The following is a 15,912-nucleotide window of genomic DNA, read 5'->3' on the forward strand; positions in this document are numbered from 1 at the left end:
CCGGGCATCATCGTCGCCCAACAAACGGCGAGGGGTGGACAATTCTACATTTCCGGCCTGAGAGACCCGCTTGGCGCCGACCCGCAGTCGCTGTTGTCTGGAACGCATGTCGATCCCGCCCGCGTTCATTCGCAATGGCAATTCTATCAGAGCCTTGAGCCGKCGTTCGTGTTAATGCGGCTGACGGCATCGCTGGCTCCGCCGGATACAGTACGACTTTCGATTGTCCAGGGTCGCATCGTTGCCGAGGGTGAGGCTCCCGACACCTGGATAGATCGGGCGCGCGCAGCGGCCCGACAGCTTTCTGCAGGCGGACCGGAATTCGACATCTCCAAGGTTCGTGATGTGAGCCCCGAAACACGCGCCGCGGAGCRCTGGCAGGCCTATGTGTCGCGACTTAAGACCCAGCCGGGCATCATCGTCGCCGAACAAAAGGCGCGCGATGGCCAATTCTATATTTCCGGCCTGAGAGACCCGCTTAGCGCCGACCCGCAGTCGCTGTTGTCTGGAACGCATGTCGACCCCGCCCGCGTTCATTCGCAATGGCAATTCTATCAGAGCCTTGAGCCGGCGTTCGTGTTGAAGCGGCTGACGGCGTCGCTGGCTCCGCCCAAATCTGTTCTGCTTTCGATTGCCCAGGGTCGCATCGTTGCCGAGGGTGAGGCTCCTGCCAACTGGATCAACCGGGCGCAGGCCGCCGCAGAACAACTTTCGGCTGACGGAGTGGTTCTGGATGTCTCGCAGCTGCATGAGCTGAACCTCGCAGAACTTAATTATTTGAGAGAGGCCATCCAGGCGACCGATATTTTCTTCTATTCCGGCAAAGCTGTGCCGGGACCAGAGCAGACGCCGGTCCTCGACAGGTTGGCGGATCAAATAAAGGAATTCGCCCAAAATGCCCGCAAGTCAGGCGTGACAGCGCGGTTCATGTTAACCGGTCATGCGGACGCCACGGGCCGCGAGACGGCCAACGTGTCGATCAGCGCCGCCCGCGCCGAGACAGTTCGTGCGCTTCTCAACAAGCGCGGCGTCGCTCCGGAACTGCTGCTGGTTCGGGGCGCTGGCACTTTTGAGCCGGTGGTGCCTGAAAATAGTCAAACTGGGAGCTCCACCAATCGCCGGGTTTCGATTACGATAAGCCTAGAATAGTGCGGAGCTAGGATATTGCAAAAAAAGATCTGCATGTTGGGTGGGTTCTCTGTCGGAAAGACGAGTCTGGTCCGCAGGTTTGTGCAAAGCATCTTTGCAGATACCTACTTGACCACGGTGGGAGTGAAAATCGACAAGAAAAGTGTCGCACTCCCGGACAAAACCGTGGATCTGATTTTGTGGGATTTGGCCGGTGAAGACGATATCGGCTCATTCCGCATCAGCAATGTGCGCGGTGCGGCCGGGCTCGTGCTTGTCGTCGATGGAACCCGCGCCGCTACTCTTGCCGTGGCGCTCACTCTGCGCGAGCGGGCCGAGGCCGAATTCGGCGCTATGCCGTTTGTCTTGCTGTTCAACAAATCCGACCTGGCGGATCGGTGGGCAATATCGGATAGTGAGATTAACGAACTCAGGCAACTTGGATGGCAAATCTATCTAACAAGTGCGCTTTCGGGTGAACATGTTGATGATGCGTTTCATCAGCTTGCTTCGATGGTCAGCAAATAGACCATGCATAGATTGCCAAGAGAAGTCGGAAGCTGGATTTACGATTTCTTCTACAATGAGCACTCTGTCGCATATCTGAAAATTGACGCCCAGCTTTGCATAGCTGCGAAGGGCGGTAACGTTAAACATTACGGGCTCTCATCGCTTCGCATTGGCAAGCCTGTTGCCGACCAGCTCGAGTTTATGGAAGGTTTGCTGCCTTGCCCGGACCTTCCATATCATATGGCCATGGTCGAACTGCCCAGCGGGCGTGTCGCGGACCTTCATCTTTTTGCCGGCAATGCCTGCGTGTGGCTGCTCTTCCTTGACACCACTGCTGAACGCGACAACAAGCAGCGGCTTCAACAGAAGGCTTATGAAATGACGCTCCTGGAAGAGAGAGAGCGCCAACTCAACGAGAAATTACAATCGGCGAACGAGGCGTTGAGGAAGAGCCAGCGGGCATTGTCGCGTGAATACCAGCGCGCCGAATCCCTACTCCTCAACATTCTTCCGGCGTCGATCGCGGAACGGTTAAAAGCGCACAAAAAAATTGCAGACAACCACGCAGAGGTGAGTGTGCTTTTTGCCGACATCGTCGGTTTTACGGAAAGAACGCGGAGCGTCGGAGCCGTAACGACGCTCGCTATGTTAAATTACTTCTTCAAGGCGGCGGATCGGCTCTCGGAACGATACGGCTGCGAAAAGATCAAGACAATCGGTGATTGTGTGATGGTGGTCGCTGGCCTGCCCACCGCGCGATCCGATCATGCAGAAGCCCTCGCGCATTATGCACTTGAACTGCGGAAGGCGGTCAAGCGCGAACACTTCGCAGGAGAACCGCTGAGACTCAGAATTGGAATTCACTCGGGGCCAATCGTCGCTGGCGTCATAGGCAAAAGGCGGTTCGCCTATGACCTTTGGGGCGAGACCGTTAATCTTGCCTCACGCATTCAGACTTCCGCGGAGCCCGATGAGATCCGAATTTCGGATGCAACTCACCAACTGCTTGGACCAAGATTTGCTTGTGACCCACTCGAGGAAACGGAATTGCGTGGTACAGGTCGTGTTCGAATGTGGCGTCTCCTGGCTTGATTTGGCGTAAAGCGGACATTCAACCCCAGCCACCAAAACCCATTTCGAGCCGCGATGGTCCGGTCACGGAAATGCGTTGGACAGCATGCCCGGGACCTGTCAGGTCAGGCTGTCGCCCAATTGCTGCCGCCCAATGAGAAACCGCAACTCCACACTTGTCCCGATCGTCGCGCTGCTGGTCACCATGCTGTCGATCCAGTCCGGCGCGTCATTGGCCAAACATCTGTTTCCGCTGCTCGGCGCGCTGGGAACGACCTCGATTCGGCTCGCGCTCGCGGCACTCATCATGATCGTCATGCTGCGCGGCTGGCGCGCCCGCATCACCCGCGAAAACTGGAGGTCGCTGATCGTCTACGGCGTCATGCTCGCGGGCATGAACATCATGTATTACCTGGCGATCGCTCGCTTGCCGCTCGGCATCGCCTCCGCGCTTGAATTCCTCGGACCGCTCGGCGTGGCGGTGGCGCTGTCGCGAAAGATCTCCGATTTCGCCTGGGCCGGGCTTGCGGCGATCGGCCTTGCTTTGCTGACGCCTGTCGTCGGTCCGATGCAAAGGCTTGATCCTGTCGGCATCGCCTGGGCTCTGGCTGCGGCGGCCTGCTGGGCGCTCTATATCATTTTCGGCAAGCAGGCCGGCCGGCAGCATGGCGCGCAGACGGCCGCGCTCGGCATGACCATCGCCGCAATGATCGCCCTGCCGCTCGGCATTCCTGAGGCAGGCCTCTCGCTTCTCGATCTGTCGCTGCTGCCGATCGCCTTCGGCATGGCACTGCTGTCGAGCGCTGTTCCATTCACGCTGGAAATGTATGCGCTACGCAATCTCCCGACGCGGTCCTTTGGCATTCTGATGAGCATGGAGCCCGCCATCGGCGCATTGGTCGGCCTGGTGATATTGCGGGAAAATCTGGCCTTCAGCCAATGGCTGGCAATTGCGTTCATTGTTGCCGCATCGATCGGCACCTCGATTTCAACGCGCAACGCCGCCGAAGCCTGACAGAGCCCTCCGATCCGAAATATGCCGCATTTGCGTCTGACTGAGGACGCTGGCGATGCGGTTTTGGACCTGAGGGCAAATGCGGCAATGAGAAGATTTGCTTTGGCCCTCTCGGCGATGGTTTTGGCTTTGCCGACCACGGCCCTTTGCCATCCGCATGTCTTCATCGCGGCCCATTTCGAAGCCGTTGCCGGCGCGGATGGCACTCTGCAGGAATTGAAGAACGACTGGATCTTCGACGAGGTGTTCTCGGCCTCGGTGCTGATGGATTTCGACCGCAACGGAGACCTGCAGCTGAGCGACGGCGAGTTGAAGGCCGTCGCTGACACGGTCCGTAAGTCGATCGCGAAATATGGCTACTATACGAACCTGATCCACGACGGCGCCAGGATCGAGGTGAAGCGGCCGTCCTCGGTGCAGGCCACGTTCACCGATGGCATCCTGCAGCTGAAATTCTCGGTCAAGCCCTCGCGGCCGGTACCGATCAAGGGCAAGCTCATTTTCGGCATCTATGATCCGACGCTCTATACGGCCATCGACTTCGACAAGGATGGCGACATGAAGCTGGCGGGCGCGGCTTTCTCGAATTGCTCGGCCAAAGTCGTGCGGCCGAACTCGGACCAGATCATCGCCCAGAACCAGGCAACGCTGATCAGCATGTTCTTCAATGATCCGACGGGAACGAATTTTTCCCAGTTGACGGCAACGCGGCTCGAAGTGACCTGCCCCTGAAGGCCCTGCGTTATGGCAGTGCAAGATTTAGCCGGAGACGCTCGCAGTCTTTCGCGCTATGAAGTGTGGCTACAAATTCCCGCCCCATCAGACATCAAGGTCCCCTCATGGCTCTCAAAGTGCTTTTCATTGGCGGTACCGGCCAGATCTCCTATCCATGCGTCGAGCGCGCCGTGGCCCAGGGGCATCATGTCAGCGTCTTCAACCGCGGCCTGAGAGGCGACCCGTTGCCGAAGGGCGTTACCTCGATCGTCGGCGAACTCGGATTGGCGGCCTATGCGGATCTCGCCAAGGCCAATTACGACGTCGTCTGCCAGTTCATCGCCTTTACGCCCGACCAGATCGCCCGCGACATCGAGATTTTTGCCGGCCATTGCGGTCAATACATCTTCATCTCCTCGGCCTCGGTCTATGTAAAGCCGGCGCGCCATTACGTGATCACCGAGGAGACGCCGGCGATCAATCCCTACTGGCCCTATAGCCAGGCCAAGATCGCCTGCGAGGAATTGCTCAGGACCTCCAGAATTGCGTGGACGATCGTCCGCCCCAGCCACACCGTTCGCACCGGCCTGCCGGTGATGATCGGCGACAGCGACGTCATGGCACGGCGCATGCTCGACGGCGAGCCGACGATCGTGGCCGGCGATGGCCACACGCCCTGGACATTGACCCGCTCGGTCGATTTCGCAGCACCGTTCGTCGGGCTGTTCGGCAAGGAGGCAGCACTCGGCGAGATTTTCCACATCACCTCCGACCGCGCGCATATCTGGGACGACATCCAGAAGACGATCGCCCGATTGCTGGGTGTCGAGGCAAAAATTGTCCACGTACCCACGGATACGCTGATCAAATACATCCCGGATTGGATCGGCCCTTTGCGAGGCGACAAGTCGTGGACGGCGCTGTTCGACAATTCCAAGGTCAAGCGCGTGGCGGGCGACTTCACTTGCGCCGAAAACCTGGACGAAATCCTCGCCGAGCCGATCATGCACGTCAAGCAGCGCCTGGCCAAGAGCCGACCGCTCAGGGGCGAACTCGATGCCATGGTCGACAGGATTTGTGCTGCGCAGAGCGCTCTTGGCTAACAGGGAGTGCGCGAAGGCACTGGCCGGCCGCGCTTACGCCAGCCGCGCCCAATCCGCTGCCTCGATCACATAAGGCGTGAACAGAAAATCGCGGATGCCCGTGATCTCATCGCCGCGCCAATCGACCAGGACGAAATGGGCCGGCTGTTCCGATGGTTCGAGCTTATTGAACACCAGCATGGCCGGACGGCCCTCGATGGCGCCATAGGCGAAGCGCCATTTGGTTTCCTCGGCATAGCGGGTGAAATAGGCTTTGATCTTCTCGCGTCCTTCGAGCCTGAGCCGGTTCACCAGATCGAGCTTGACGTCCTCGGCGAGCATGGCGCGGATGGCGTCGAAATCCCCCGTCTGGAAAAGCTGCACATAGCTGCGCATCTTCTGGCGTTGCACATCGGACATCAGCGGCAGGGTGGCGTCGTTGGGCATGGATGCCAATGTTCTGAGCGCAGCCCGGCCGCGCTGTAGTGCCGACTTGGCTGCCGCAGGCGTGCAATCGGCGATCCCAGCGATTTCCTCGACGGAATGGCCGAGGACGTCCTTGAGGATGACGGCGCATCGCTGCAGTTCCGGCAATTGCAGAAAGGTCTGGAAGCCGATGGCCAGAATGTCGGCCTCCGGCGCGGGCGCGCCCTCGATGTCGTCGGTCAGGGGAACCACGACATGCCGCGTCCGGCGGCGCAGCAGGTCGAGACAGGTATTGTGGGCGATCTTGAGCAGCCAGACTTCGAGATTGTCGATCTCCGCCCCCTGCGCCCGGGCGCGGAGCGCCTTGAGGAGCGTGTCCTGCACAGCGTCCTCGCCATCGACGGCCGAGCCGGTGATCCGGGCACAATAGCGGTGCAGGCGTGGCCGGAGTTCTTGCAGTCGTTTGCCGAAATCGTCGTCATTCATCCGTCGAGCCCTACGTCTCCAGTCGTCAGTTCAAAAAGCATCTCCGGCTCAAACGACATGGCCGCAGATTCTATCTCTTTGTTTTATGCAATTCTCGCAAGAATGCCGCGCGCAGGCTTGCGAGAATTGCTCCAAGTGAAGCCCGAATGCCAGGACCGATCGGCGACGATGTCTGCGACCTCGCTGAGCCCTGCGAATCGAAGCTGGCTATCGCCGGTTCCTCAGGGGCGGTGGTCGAGCACGACATCGCCCAAAGTCGATTCAAGGCTCGCCAGGTCGCGGATTTTCGGGAAATAGGCGATCATCCTCGGGTCGCTGCGCATGGCCTGCACCGCTTCGGGCGTCTCCCATTCGGAATAGATCGTCACACTGGCGCCGTCGCGGCTGGCGATCAGCCGGGTCGACTTCCAGCCGTCGAGGGTGGCGATCACAGTCTCGGTATTGTCTCTGAGCGTCGCGACCAACTCCTGCTGCCTGCTGGGGTCGACCTTGAGCATGTTGATGAGAATGACGGATTCCTGGGCCATGGACGTATCTCCTGTTGTGGACGGGAGAAAGACGATGTGGTGAACACAAACGGATCGCGAGTGGAGAAATTTTTTGCAGCAGGCTGGCGACGGGCGTCAATCCCGCCATTTTGAGCGATGAAAGCGGTGTTGTGACCGCCCGTCTGAGCCAAAAATGCCGGCTTGTGGACCCGATTCCGGGGATAGGAGCTATCTCGGCTCAACTGGCAGTGTTATATTAGCAATGCTACAAACCGGAGGAGCGGGGCAATGGCGACGTGGACGGTTGCGGACACCTCGGACGACAAGTTCGACATCGAGAACTTCTTCTCCCAAAACGGTCTGCTGCTGAAGAACGACGTCGGTTTCGACATCGTCTACTACCGGGCTAGCGATGACCAGCCCACCTATTTTGTCATCCACGCATACAGCAATCCAAGCCCTGCGCATTATTGGATCAGCATGGATTTCCAGACCCATATCGACTCGGGCAAACAAGACCAGGCGGTTTTGAGCGATGTTTTCGTATCCGCCAGCCAGTTCGATGAACTCACATCTCTTCATACGGGCGCGGATGTCGCCAGCGTCCTGTTTTCGGGCGACGATACGCTGACCGGTTCATTGCATGACGATGTCCTGCGCGGCTATGCCGGCAAGGATTTGCTTGACGGCGGTCTCGGCGCTGACGCGATGTATGGCGGCACCGGCAATGACACCTATGTCGTCGATTCCACCGGCGACACGGTCACGGAGCTCAAGGGCGGCGGCAAGGATACCGTCAATTCCTATGTCAGCAACACGCTGGAAGACTTCGTCGAAAACCTGACGCTGCTCGATCCCGCCAGTCCGGTCGGCAAAGCCGCCGTCTTGAAAGGCACCGGCAACAGCCTCGACAATGTCATCGAGGGCAACACGGGCAATAATGTCCTTTCCGGCCTCGATGGCGCCGATACGCTCGATGGCGGCAAGGGTGACGACAAGCTGATCGGCGGGCAGGGGGCGGATACCTTCGTCTTCGCCAAGGGTGACGGCCAGGACACGATCACCGATTTCCAGGCCGCAGGCACTGGTCACGACAAGATCGATCTCTCTGGCTTTCCGGCGATCACCGACTTCCAGGATTTGAAACAGCACGATCTGGAGGATCACGGCAAGGATGTGTGGATCAACGTCGGCAAGGATGTGCTGGTGATCAGGAATGCCGACATCCACGATCTATCCAAGGCGGATTTCCATTTCTGACGGGCAGTCCGCCCGGGCCTGTCAAAGTGTTCGACACCGTTTCATTTGTTTCATTCATGGTCCGGCTCGCGACATCGGCGTGAAATCACGGGACGTTATTTCATTTGATCAGATGAGGACGCATGCGGCACCGATCCGCTTGCCTCCGTTGAACGCGGCCAATGAACCGGGAGAGCCAGAATGCCGACATGCAGTCAATGTGAACTCGACAGGCCAGAGGCCGAGGTCAAGCTCGGGATCTGCGATCCATGCTTCACCTTCGGTCCACCCAAGACGGTGATCGATCCCGGCCCGTCACCGCATGAGCACGCGCTGCAGCAGCGCCTGCACGACCTGATCCTGACGACCTCGGGCGATGTGCCTGGGCGGGAGATCGGCACGGTGATTTCAATCGTCGCGACCGAAGCGGCGATCGGCATGAATGTGCTGCGCGACATCGCCAACAACCGGCGCGACATCGTAGTCGGCCGCGCCGCGGCGTCGCAGACGTCGCTGCGCGAGGCGAGGCTCGCCTGCCTCAACGATCTGCAGCGCGAGGCCGCGATGGTTGGAGCCGATGCGGTGATCGCCGTCGATCTCGACTATAACGAAATTTCCACCCCTGGCAGCGGCGGCGGCATCCTGTTCGTCGCGGCGAGCGGCACGGCGGTGACGTTGAAGCCCGCTGCTTGAGCGCGGGGTGATCGGGGTTTTGGCATGCCCTCGTTGTGAGGCAAGTCTACGCAGCCTTCCTGTCGGCCGAGACCCATCTGCCCTTGCCTTCGGCCTTGGCGCGATAGCAGGCCTGGTCGGCCGAGGACATGAGTTTTGTGGCCGACGCGGCATCGCCTGAGACGGTTTTGATGCCAATGCTGGCGCCCACCCGGTATTCTCGCCCGTCAAAGATGAAGGGCAGCGATGCGATTGCCTGGGTGAGGCGGTCGCAGATCGCATGTGCCGTGGGAATATCAATATCGGTCAATATCAAGCCGAATTCGTCGCCGCCGAGGCGTGCCACGATGTCGTCGGCGCGGACTGAGCGTTGCAGGCAGGCGGCGATCTCCTTGAGAACCTCGTCTCCCGCCGCGTGCCCGGCTCCGTCGTTGACGGCCTTGAATCCATCGAGATCGAGCAGTGCCAGCATATGCAGGCGCCGCCCTCCGTGCGCGGCGCGGATGGCCGACTGGAATGCCTCGTCGAAAGCCTGCCTGTTGGGCAGGCCGGTCAGCGCATCATGCGTCGCGGCATGATGCAGCCGCGCCTTGAGTTCATGCTCCTCTGTCGTGTCGCGGAAGACGATGACAAGGCCGGCATTCCGGCTGTCGGCGACGAAAGGCGAGATCGAGCAATGCGCGCGCCGTTGTGCGCCGTCGCGCCTGCGGATCACGGTGTCGTCGGCGACCTTGAGCGGCATCCCGAGAGATAGTGCCTGGATGACCAGCCGGCCGCAGATCGGCTGATCCGCACCGGAGCGCAGGTCTAGAACCTGACCAACCGACCGCCCAATGGCGTCTTCCGGCGTCCAGCCGGTGATTTCGGCCGCCGCCGCGTTGAAATCGGTGATGATTCCGGTGGAGTCGACGCAGGCTAGCCCTTCGGCGATCGACCGGAAGGTTACAAGCAGACGCTCCTTTTCCTGCGCAAGGGCGAGTTCGACCTCCTTGAGCGCCGAAATATCGGTATCGGTGCCAAGGATGCGCGCCACGCTGCCGTCGGCCCGCCATTCGACCGGCCTGCCGCGGCTGAGGATCCAGACCCAATGGCCATCCCGGTGCCGTTCGCGGTATTCAAAGGAGTTTATCGCCAGCTTGCCGTCGTTCTGTCGCGTGATGGCGTCGAGGATGCGCGGACGGTCCTCTGGATGCAACCTGTCGAGCCAGGGACCGGCAAGCGCATCCACGTCTTCGTCAGGGCCGTAGCCCCGGATCTGCTTCCATCTCGGCGAGAAATAAGCCGTGCCGGCCACGAAGTCGTGATCCCAGATGCCCTGACCCGCGGCATCGAGGGCCCAGTGCAGCCTGCGCCCCTGCTTCATCCATTCCTCGTCGCCCCAAGGTTCGGGGGCGGTATCTGACATGGCGCGGGTTTCCTCTCGCCGGAATATTCGCCGTATTTCGGAGAGGAGAATAGACGCGAAGGGTGAGTGTCGGGTTAACGAAGAATAACAAAGCAGGGACGACGGAGAGTTTCGTGGGCCGATCACGGATACCAGGGGCTTCAAAACGTCTCCCCCCAACACTTTTCAGAGGCCACGATATTTGCCGCGACTTTCCTTCAGATGGATTGTCCACGCAACGCGCCATGACCCAAAGGCAATCAATATCCCCTGCGCCGACATGCCAATGTGCAATCAGACGTCACCTGAACAGCGCGGCCAGATAATAAACAAGTGCGGAGATGATCGCCGCCGAGGGCAATGTGATGATCCAGGCAATGACGATGTTGCTTGCCAGGCCCCATCTCACGGCGGAGACCCTTCGGGCGGCGCCGACGCCGACGATGGCACCGGTAATCGTGTGCGTGGTCGACACGGGAATGCCCAGCCAGGTGGCGGCGAACAGAGTCAGGGCGCCGCCTGTCTCAGCACAGAAGCCTTGCATTGGATTGAGCCGGGTGATTTTCGATCCCATCGTGTGCACGATGCGCCAGCCGCCAAACAGGGTGCCGAGCGCCATCGCCGTCTGGCAGGAGATCACCACCCAGAGCGGAACATAGAAGCTGCCGCCGAGATAGCCTTGCGAGAACAACAGCACCGCTATGATTCCCATCGTCTTCTGCGCGTCATTGCCGCCATGTCCGAGGGAGTAGAGCGACGCAGAAACGAATTGCAGGATGCGGAACGTGCTGTCGACCGCAAATGGCGTCTGGCGCACGAAAATCCAGGATACGGAGAGGATCAGGAAGAGTGCCAGGACAAAGCCGATGGCAGGCGACAGGAAGATAGCCGCCACGGTCTTGGTAAGGCCGGAAAACACGATGGCGCTGCCGCCGGTCTTGGCGAGTCCCGCACCGACCAATCCGCCGACGAGCGCATGGGATGAACTGGAGGGGATGCCGAATATCCAGGTGACGATGTTCCACACGATCGCTCCCGACAGGGCCGCGAAGACCACCTGTGGTGACACGATCGCCGGGTCGATGATCCCGGTGCCCAGTGTCTGGGCAACATGCAGGCCGAAGAACAGGAAGGCGATGAAGTTGAAGAAAGCCGCCCATAGGACCGCGTATTGCGGCTTCAATACCCTGGTCGAGACGATTGTGGCAATCGAATTGGCTGCATCGTGCAGGCCGTTGAGAAAGTCGAAGAACAGTGCCACAGCGATCAGGCCGGCCAGCAGCGGAAAGGCGAGGGTGGCATCCATCAGACGTTCTCGATGACGATGCCGTTGATCTCGTTGGCGACATCTTCGAACCGGTCCACAACCTTCTCGAGCTCGCCATAGATCTCGCTGCCGATGAGATAGGCCATGGCATTGCCGGCGCCGTGTGTGCGGAAAAGGTTTTTCAGTCCTTCTTCGTAAAGCTCGTCGGAGCGGCCTTCGACGCGCGTCATCTCTTCCGTCAGCGCGCTGATCCGGGTGGAATTCGTCCCCATCTGTGGCAGCAGCGGTACTGTCGCGGCGTTGAGGCGCGCCGCCTCCGCGATCAGCCGGCCCATCTCCTGCATGCCTGGCTCGAACGTGTGCTGTTCGAAGCGGCGAATTGTCTTCACCGTCTTGTTGAGCATGTCGACGGCATCGTCCATGGACTGAATGAGGTCCTTGATGTCGCCTCGGTCGAAAGGGGTGATGAAGCTGCGGCGCACCGCGAGCAAGACTTCGCGGGTGATCTCGTCCGCCTCGTTCTCCAATTCGACGATCCGCCGGCAATGGTCTTCGATCGCTCCTTCGCCGGTCAGCAGTGCCTGCATTTCGTTTGCGGCATCCACGGCCGTTTTCGAATGCCGCTCGAAGAGATCGAAGAACTTGTCTTCACGCGGCAGGAGTTTTCTGAACCAACTGAGCATGTTGCTATCCGGTAATGACTGTCACAAAACTGTCATAAATGAAAATTCCGGAGCTGTAAAAGCTTGATCTGCATGGCCTATCTTGATTTTGTGGGAAAGGGAAACAGGGAATAAGCTCACTCAGGAAAACAGTGGCAAAAAGAAAAACGCATCTTGCACGGCTGGCCAGGCACGCGACGGCGCTATTCAATGCGCCGTGGCTGGAGCAGTATGCTGCCATCTGCTATCGCGCCGATCAGGAAAGCAACAGGCATCTGGCTTTGATGATCACGGCTCGCGGTTCCGGACGCTGGGTTATTCCGAAAGGTGGCCTGATGAAGGACAAAGATCCGCGGCAGGTCGCCGCGCGCGAGGCGTTCGAGGAAGCCAGCATTAAAGGGAAGGTCAGCAAAGAGGCGATCGGCAGCTACAGCTGTATGAAGCGCCTTGATGATGGCACGAATGCGCCATGCATCGTCGAAGTCTTCGCTCTTGAAGTCGACGTCATCGCCGAGACTTTCAAGGAGCATGGCCAGAGGCAGGTCCTTTGGGTGCCGTTGGCGGAGGCTGGTCGACTTGTCGAGGAGCCGGAGCTGCGTGGATTGTTTGTCAAGCTCGATATGCTGCTGCGGGCGAAATTCGGACTATGAGGCTCATGCGGGGATCTCGGCTCCTGCATTGACAGCTATCAGGTCGGCAAAGGATTTTCCTTGCGCCGATCCTGGGGGCACCCAAGGCTTGGCGGCTGCATGGGGCAAACCCTCCCGCCCCGGTCCCGGATCCGTGGCGATGCGGAACGAATATCGCACGTCTGCGTTCCCTATCGCCAGAACCGCCTCAATACCACCAGCGGCTCTCCGTCAACCCCGCAGCCGGAGTGATCGTCGATGTTGTCCGAGTCAGAGGTGTCCGCCCCTTCAACGCCCGAGATTCCGACGGGATCAAGCCGATTGCAGAAATATGTCGGCTGCATTCTTTTCCTGATGGTGATCTACGGTCTTTACCTCGGCCGGGAATTCCTGACGCCGATCGTGCTTGCGTTTCTGCTGGCGCTGACCTTGACGCCGGTGGTGCGGTTCCTAGCCAGATGGTCCGTGCCGTCAGGGCTTTCGGCGACGCTGTTGATCATCCTCAYGACGGTGACGATCTCGGTTCTGGCCTATGCCACAAGCGGACCAATTGCGACACTTGTCGCCGATGCGCCTGCCATCGGCGACAAGCTGCAAGCCAAGGTCCACTCGGTGAAGGTCACGGTCGATAAGGCATTGAAGGCCACGGCCCAGATCGACTCTGCGACGGAGGTCGTCTCCGATAACAATGTGCAGAAGGTCGTCATGGCGCAGCCGGGCATTCTGTCACGCGCTGCCGGCAACGCGCTTTCCTTGGGGACGACGCTGGCAATCACCTTCGTCTTGTCGCTGTTTCTGCTCGCGTCGGGCACGATGTTCTATGAAAAGATTGTCCAAAGCGTTCCGAGATTGAGCGACAAGAAGCGGATTTTGCGGGTCGTCTATAGCGTCGAGCGCGAAATCTCGCGTTATCTGTTCACGATCAGCCTCATCAATGCCGGACTGGGGGCCATGATCGGAATAGGCCTGTGGCTGATCGGCATTCCCGACGCCCTCGTTCTCGGCATGGCTGCGGCAATCTTCAATTTCCTGCCCTTCATCGGGGCGCTCATGACGATCGTGCTTGTCGGCGTGATCTCGCTTGCCACCTTCGACGGGATCGCCTTTGGCCTTGTCGCGCCCGCCTTCGTCCTCTGTTGCGACATTATCGAAGGCCAGTTCGTTACGCCGCTCCTGCTCGGCAGGCGGCTTGAACTGAACACGGTCGCGGTGTTCATCTCGATCTCCTTCTGGTCATGGATCTGGGGCTTCATCGGTGCATTGCTGGCTGTGCCGATCCTCGTCGTCATCAAGGTGATTTGCGATCACTTCGAGTCGCTAAAGCCGTTTGGCAATTTCCTCTCCGCACAGCAGGTGAAGTCCGACGAATAAGGGCAGACACCGTTGAAGGCAGAGGTCTTGGCTCGAAGGCGGACATCGGGCCACCGGTATAACGTTCCTTAAATTCTTGCTGCTATGCCTGCGTTGCGGAAACGAAGGCCGGGACGCACTATGACCGTTCAGACATTTGGAAAGGCATCGCCCGAGGCCCTTTATCGGGAGGCAAACCGGCTTGCGGCACTCGAACAACTCGACATGTTGGACACGCCGCGGGACCCTGGCTTCGATCGGCTGGTGCAGCTGATCAAGGAAATATTCCGCGTCGATATCGCCATCATCTCGCTGATCGACGCGCATCGGCAATGGTACAAATCCTGTTCCGGCATGCCTGTGAACGAGGTGGCAAGAGAGGAGACGTTCTGCCAGCATGTCGTGCTTTCCGAGCAGGCGATTGTGGTGCCGGATGCGACCAAGGACCCCTTGTTTGCCCAAAACCCATCTGTTGTCGGTGACGATCATATCAGGTTCTACGCTGGTGTGCCGCTTAAGACAGATGAAGGGCATGTCATCGGGACGGTGTGTGCCATCGACCGCAGGCCGGGCTCCTTCAGCAGGCGTGACCTTGCGATTCTGGAGGGCATAGCGGCCATCGCCATGGACCGGATCGAGCTGTTGAAATCAGCGTCGACCGACGGACTGACGGGTCTCCTCAATCGTCGCGCGTTCAAGGAAGAGGCGAGCCAGGCGATCTCATCGGCAATTCGACATCGCCAGGATCTCGCCTGCATTATTTTCGATGTCGATCACTTCAAGCGTGTAAACGACACGTATGGCCATGCGGCCGGCGACGAGGTGCTCAGGGCTGTTGCCGAAGCGTGCAGAGCTGTCTTGCGTGCCGAAGATCGGCTTGGCCGGATCGGCGGCGAGGAGTTTGCGATCATACTTCCCCAAACCGGCCGCGAGGCTGCTGGTATCGTCGCAGAGAAGGTGCGCACCGCGATCGCCGCGCAAACTGTTGCCTGGAATGGGGGATCGATTGGTGTGACCGCAAGCTTGGGTTTGACCTCACTTTCGATTGTCGCCAAGGACATCGACACGCTGCTGGCGCAGGCCGATGTGGCGCTTTATCGCGCCAAGAGCAGTGGACGTAACCGCTGCATTGATTGGGGCGCAGGGACGGACGAGGCGATGGGGAGCGGTCGGCGGCGGGTGCTGAAAGCCGGCAATATTATCTTCAACGATCGCCGTTCGACGATTGATTGTACCGTAAAGACCTTTGGCACGGGTGGCGCCGGCCTGCGCGTGATGAATTCCGCCGGCATTCCGCCGGAATTCCTGCTGGCGATCAAGGGCGAGGGATTTGAGACCGAGTGCCGGGTCGTCATGCAGGACAGCCAGAATATCGAGGTTGCCTTTAGATAAGTTCGGGTGGCGATTTGCCGCTCGCCGTCATCATTGCTTCACTTCGGACGAAGCCTGATCGAGCCGGCAATTTCCTCCACGCACAACAGATAAAATCTGAGAAGTAAGGGACGGCGGCGGCAAGGGCCATCAGTGTTCTTAAAAACTGTTATAGGAAAAAGCGCGCGGTGGATGCTCTCTGACCCCGAGTGCGTAATCCAGTTGCGCACGCATCCACAAGACACCGTTCTCATAATCGTCATGGGACATTTGCTCAAGACGGCCACCGCCGCGTGTCACCTGCCCGGGCAGCGCCTGCTACGGCAATGGTCCCGAGCAGGGTACCAAACACACCGACCGCTATCACAATCCATCTTGTCATCATACCGCCCACGTTCAGCTACCAGTATCGTTTGGG

The 15,912-nt window shown here is 59.4% G+C and carries 16 protein-coding genes; 11 read left to right on the forward strand and 5 right to left on the reverse strand.

Features of this window, described 5'->3' with window-relative positions; genetic code table 11:
- The 6 genes from AC1DYF_RS20500 to AC1DYF_RS20525 form a co-directional block, all read left to right on the forward strand.
- On the forward strand, positions 1–1,149 hold a 1,149-nt coding region (locus AC1DYF_RS20500; RefSeq protein WP_477878609.1), incomplete at its 5' end, for an OmpA family protein.
- Between the two features lie 15 nt (positions 1,150–1,164).
- The gene (locus AC1DYF_RS20505; protein ID WP_477878610.1) at positions 1,165–1,656 is read left to right on the forward strand and encodes a Rab family GTPase; all 492 of its coding nucleotides are present in this window, start codon (positions 1,165–1,167) and stop codon (positions 1,654–1,656) included.
- Between the two features lie 3 nt (positions 1,657–1,659).
- Positions 1,660–2,730, forward strand: coding sequence for an adenylate/guanylate cyclase domain-containing protein (locus AC1DYF_RS20510; RefSeq protein ID WP_477878611.1), 1,071 nt, complete (start codon positions 1,660–1,662; stop codon positions 2,728–2,730).
- Between the two features lie 133 nt (positions 2,731–2,863).
- Complete coding sequence (locus AC1DYF_RS20515) at positions 2,864–3,724, forward strand: EamA family transporter (RefSeq protein WP_477878612.1); 861 nt, start codon at positions 2,864–2,866, stop codon at positions 3,722–3,724.
- A gap of 87 nt (positions 3,725–3,811) precedes the next feature.
- A complete protein-coding gene (locus tag AC1DYF_RS20520; RefSeq protein ID WP_477878613.1) occupies positions 3,812–4,456 on the forward strand; it encodes a DUF1007 family protein in 645 nt (214 codons plus the stop codon).
- A gap of 107 nt (positions 4,457–4,563) precedes the next feature.
- Positions 4,564–5,541 carry an SDR family oxidoreductase gene (locus AC1DYF_RS20525; RefSeq protein WP_477878614.1) on the forward strand — a complete coding sequence of 326 codons (978 nt, stop codon included), beginning with the start codon at positions 4,564–4,566 and terminating at the stop codon, positions 5,539–5,541.
- Positions 5,542–5,574: 33 nt separating this feature from the next.
- Here the strand turns inward: AC1DYF_RS20525 and AC1DYF_RS20530 are convergent, their stop codons facing one another.
- Both AC1DYF_RS20530 and AC1DYF_RS20535 read right to left on the reverse strand, forming a co-directional pair.
- Positions 5,575–6,432, reverse strand: coding sequence for a sigma-70 family RNA polymerase sigma factor (locus AC1DYF_RS20530; protein WP_477679383.1), 858 nt, complete (start codon positions 6,430–6,432; stop codon positions 5,575–5,577).
- Between the two features lie 221 nt (positions 6,433–6,653).
- Positions 6,654–6,959, reverse strand: a complete 306-nt coding sequence (locus AC1DYF_RS20535) for an antibiotic biosynthesis monooxygenase (protein WP_477878615.1) — start codon at positions 6,957–6,959, stop codon at positions 6,654–6,656.
- A gap of 249 nt (positions 6,960–7,208) precedes the next feature.
- On the opposite strand from AC1DYF_RS20535, the gene AC1DYF_RS20540 reads away from it, so the two are divergent.
- Positions 7,209–8,180: a calcium-binding protein gene (locus AC1DYF_RS20540; protein WP_477878616.1), complete on the forward strand. Its 972-nt coding sequence runs from the start codon at positions 7,209–7,211 to the stop codon at positions 8,178–8,180.
- 180 nt (positions 8,181–8,360) lie between these two features.
- Entirely contained in the window at positions 8,361–8,852 is a 492-nt protein-coding gene (locus tag AC1DYF_RS20545; protein ID WP_477878617.1) for a YbjQ family protein, read from the forward strand.
- Between the two features lie 46 nt (positions 8,853–8,898).
- Here the strand turns inward: AC1DYF_RS20545 and AC1DYF_RS20550 are convergent, their stop codons facing one another.
- The 3 genes from AC1DYF_RS20550 to AC1DYF_RS20560 all read right to left on the reverse strand — a co-directional run bounded on the left by AC1DYF_RS20550 (position 8,899) and on the right by AC1DYF_RS20560 (position 12,165).
- Positions 8,899–10,236 (reverse strand): diguanylate cyclase, encoded by a 1,338-nt coding sequence (locus AC1DYF_RS20550; RefSeq protein ID WP_477878618.1) that lies wholly within the window; start codon positions 10,234–10,236, stop codon positions 8,899–8,901.
- A 280-nt stretch (positions 10,237–10,516) separates the two neighbouring features.
- A complete protein-coding gene (locus AC1DYF_RS20555) occupies positions 10,517–11,521 on the reverse strand; it encodes an inorganic phosphate transporter (RefSeq protein WP_477878619.1) in 1,005 nt (334 codons plus the stop codon).
- On the reverse strand, positions 11,521–12,165 hold the full coding sequence (locus tag AC1DYF_RS20560) for a DUF47 domain-containing protein (protein ID WP_477878620.1): 645 nt from the start codon (positions 12,163–12,165) through the stop codon (positions 11,521–11,523). Before AC1DYF_RS20560 ends, AC1DYF_RS20555 begins: the two co-directional genes overlap by 1 nt.
- 131 nt (positions 12,166–12,296) lie before the next feature.
- Between AC1DYF_RS20560 and AC1DYF_RS20565 the strand changes: the two genes are divergently transcribed.
- From AC1DYF_RS20565 to AC1DYF_RS20575, 3 genes are all read left to right on the forward strand, one after another.
- Positions 12,297–12,794: an NUDIX hydrolase gene (locus tag AC1DYF_RS20565; RefSeq protein WP_477878621.1), complete on the forward strand. Its 498-nt coding sequence runs from the start codon at positions 12,297–12,299 to the stop codon at positions 12,792–12,794.
- Between the two features lie 300 nt (positions 12,795–13,094).
- Positions 13,095–14,144, forward strand: a complete 1,050-nt coding sequence (locus AC1DYF_RS20570; RefSeq protein WP_477878622.1) for an AI-2E family transporter — start codon at positions 13,095–13,097, stop codon at positions 14,142–14,144.
- Between the two features lie 120 nt (positions 14,145–14,264).
- Entirely contained in the window at positions 14,265–15,515 is a 1,251-nt protein-coding gene (locus AC1DYF_RS20575; protein ID WP_477878623.1) for a sensor domain-containing diguanylate cyclase, read from the forward strand.
- The last annotated feature ends 397 nt before the right edge of the window (positions 15,516–15,912 follow it).

The sequence above is a fragment of the Rhizobium sp. P2_G9 genome (genome assembly GCF_056403475.1).

Bases quoted from the DNA above. Each gene is read 5' to 3' on its own strand.
- AC1DYF_RS20525 (WP_477878614.1), top strand. From the start codon at position 4,564: ATGGCTCTCAAAGTGCTTTTCATTGGCGGTACCGGCCAGATCTCCTAT.
- AC1DYF_RS20515 (WP_477878612.1), top strand. From the start codon at position 2,864: ATGAGAAACCGCAACTCCACACTTGTCCCGATCGTCGCGCTGCTGGTC.
- AC1DYF_RS20510 (WP_477878611.1), top strand. From the start codon at position 1,660: ATGCATAGATTGCCAAGAGAAGTCGGAAGCTGGATTTACGATTTCTTC.
- AC1DYF_RS20550 (WP_477878618.1), bottom strand. From the start codon at position 10,236: ATGTCAGATACCGCCCCCGAACCTTGGGGCGACGAGGAATGGATGAAG.
- AC1DYF_RS20535 (WP_477878615.1), bottom strand. From the start codon at position 6,959: ATGGCCCAGGAATCCGTCATTCTCATCAACATGCTCAAGGTCGACCCC.
- AC1DYF_RS20540 (WP_477878616.1), top strand. From the start codon at position 7,209: ATGGCGACGTGGACGGTTGCGGACACCTCGGACGACAAGTTCGACATC.
- AC1DYF_RS20545 (WP_477878617.1), top strand. From the start codon at position 8,361: ATGCCGACATGCAGTCAATGTGAACTCGACAGGCCAGAGGCCGAGGTC.
- AC1DYF_RS20560 (WP_477878620.1), bottom strand. From the start codon at position 12,165: ATGCTCAGTTGGTTCAGAAAACTCCTGCCGCGTGAAGACAAGTTCTTC.
- AC1DYF_RS20530 (WP_477679383.1), bottom strand. From the start codon at position 6,432: ATGAATGACGACGATTTCGGCAAACGACTGCAAGAACTCCGGCCACGC.
- AC1DYF_RS20555 (WP_477878619.1), bottom strand. From the start codon at position 11,521: ATGGATGCCACCCTCGCCTTTCCGCTGCTGGCCGGCCTGATCGCTGTG.
- AC1DYF_RS20575 (WP_477878623.1), top strand. From the start codon at position 14,265: ATGACCGTTCAGACATTTGGAAAGGCATCGCCCGAGGCCCTTTATCGG.
- AC1DYF_RS20520 (WP_477878613.1), top strand. From the start codon at position 3,812: ATGAGAAGATTTGCTTTGGCCCTCTCGGCGATGGTTTTGGCTTTGCCG.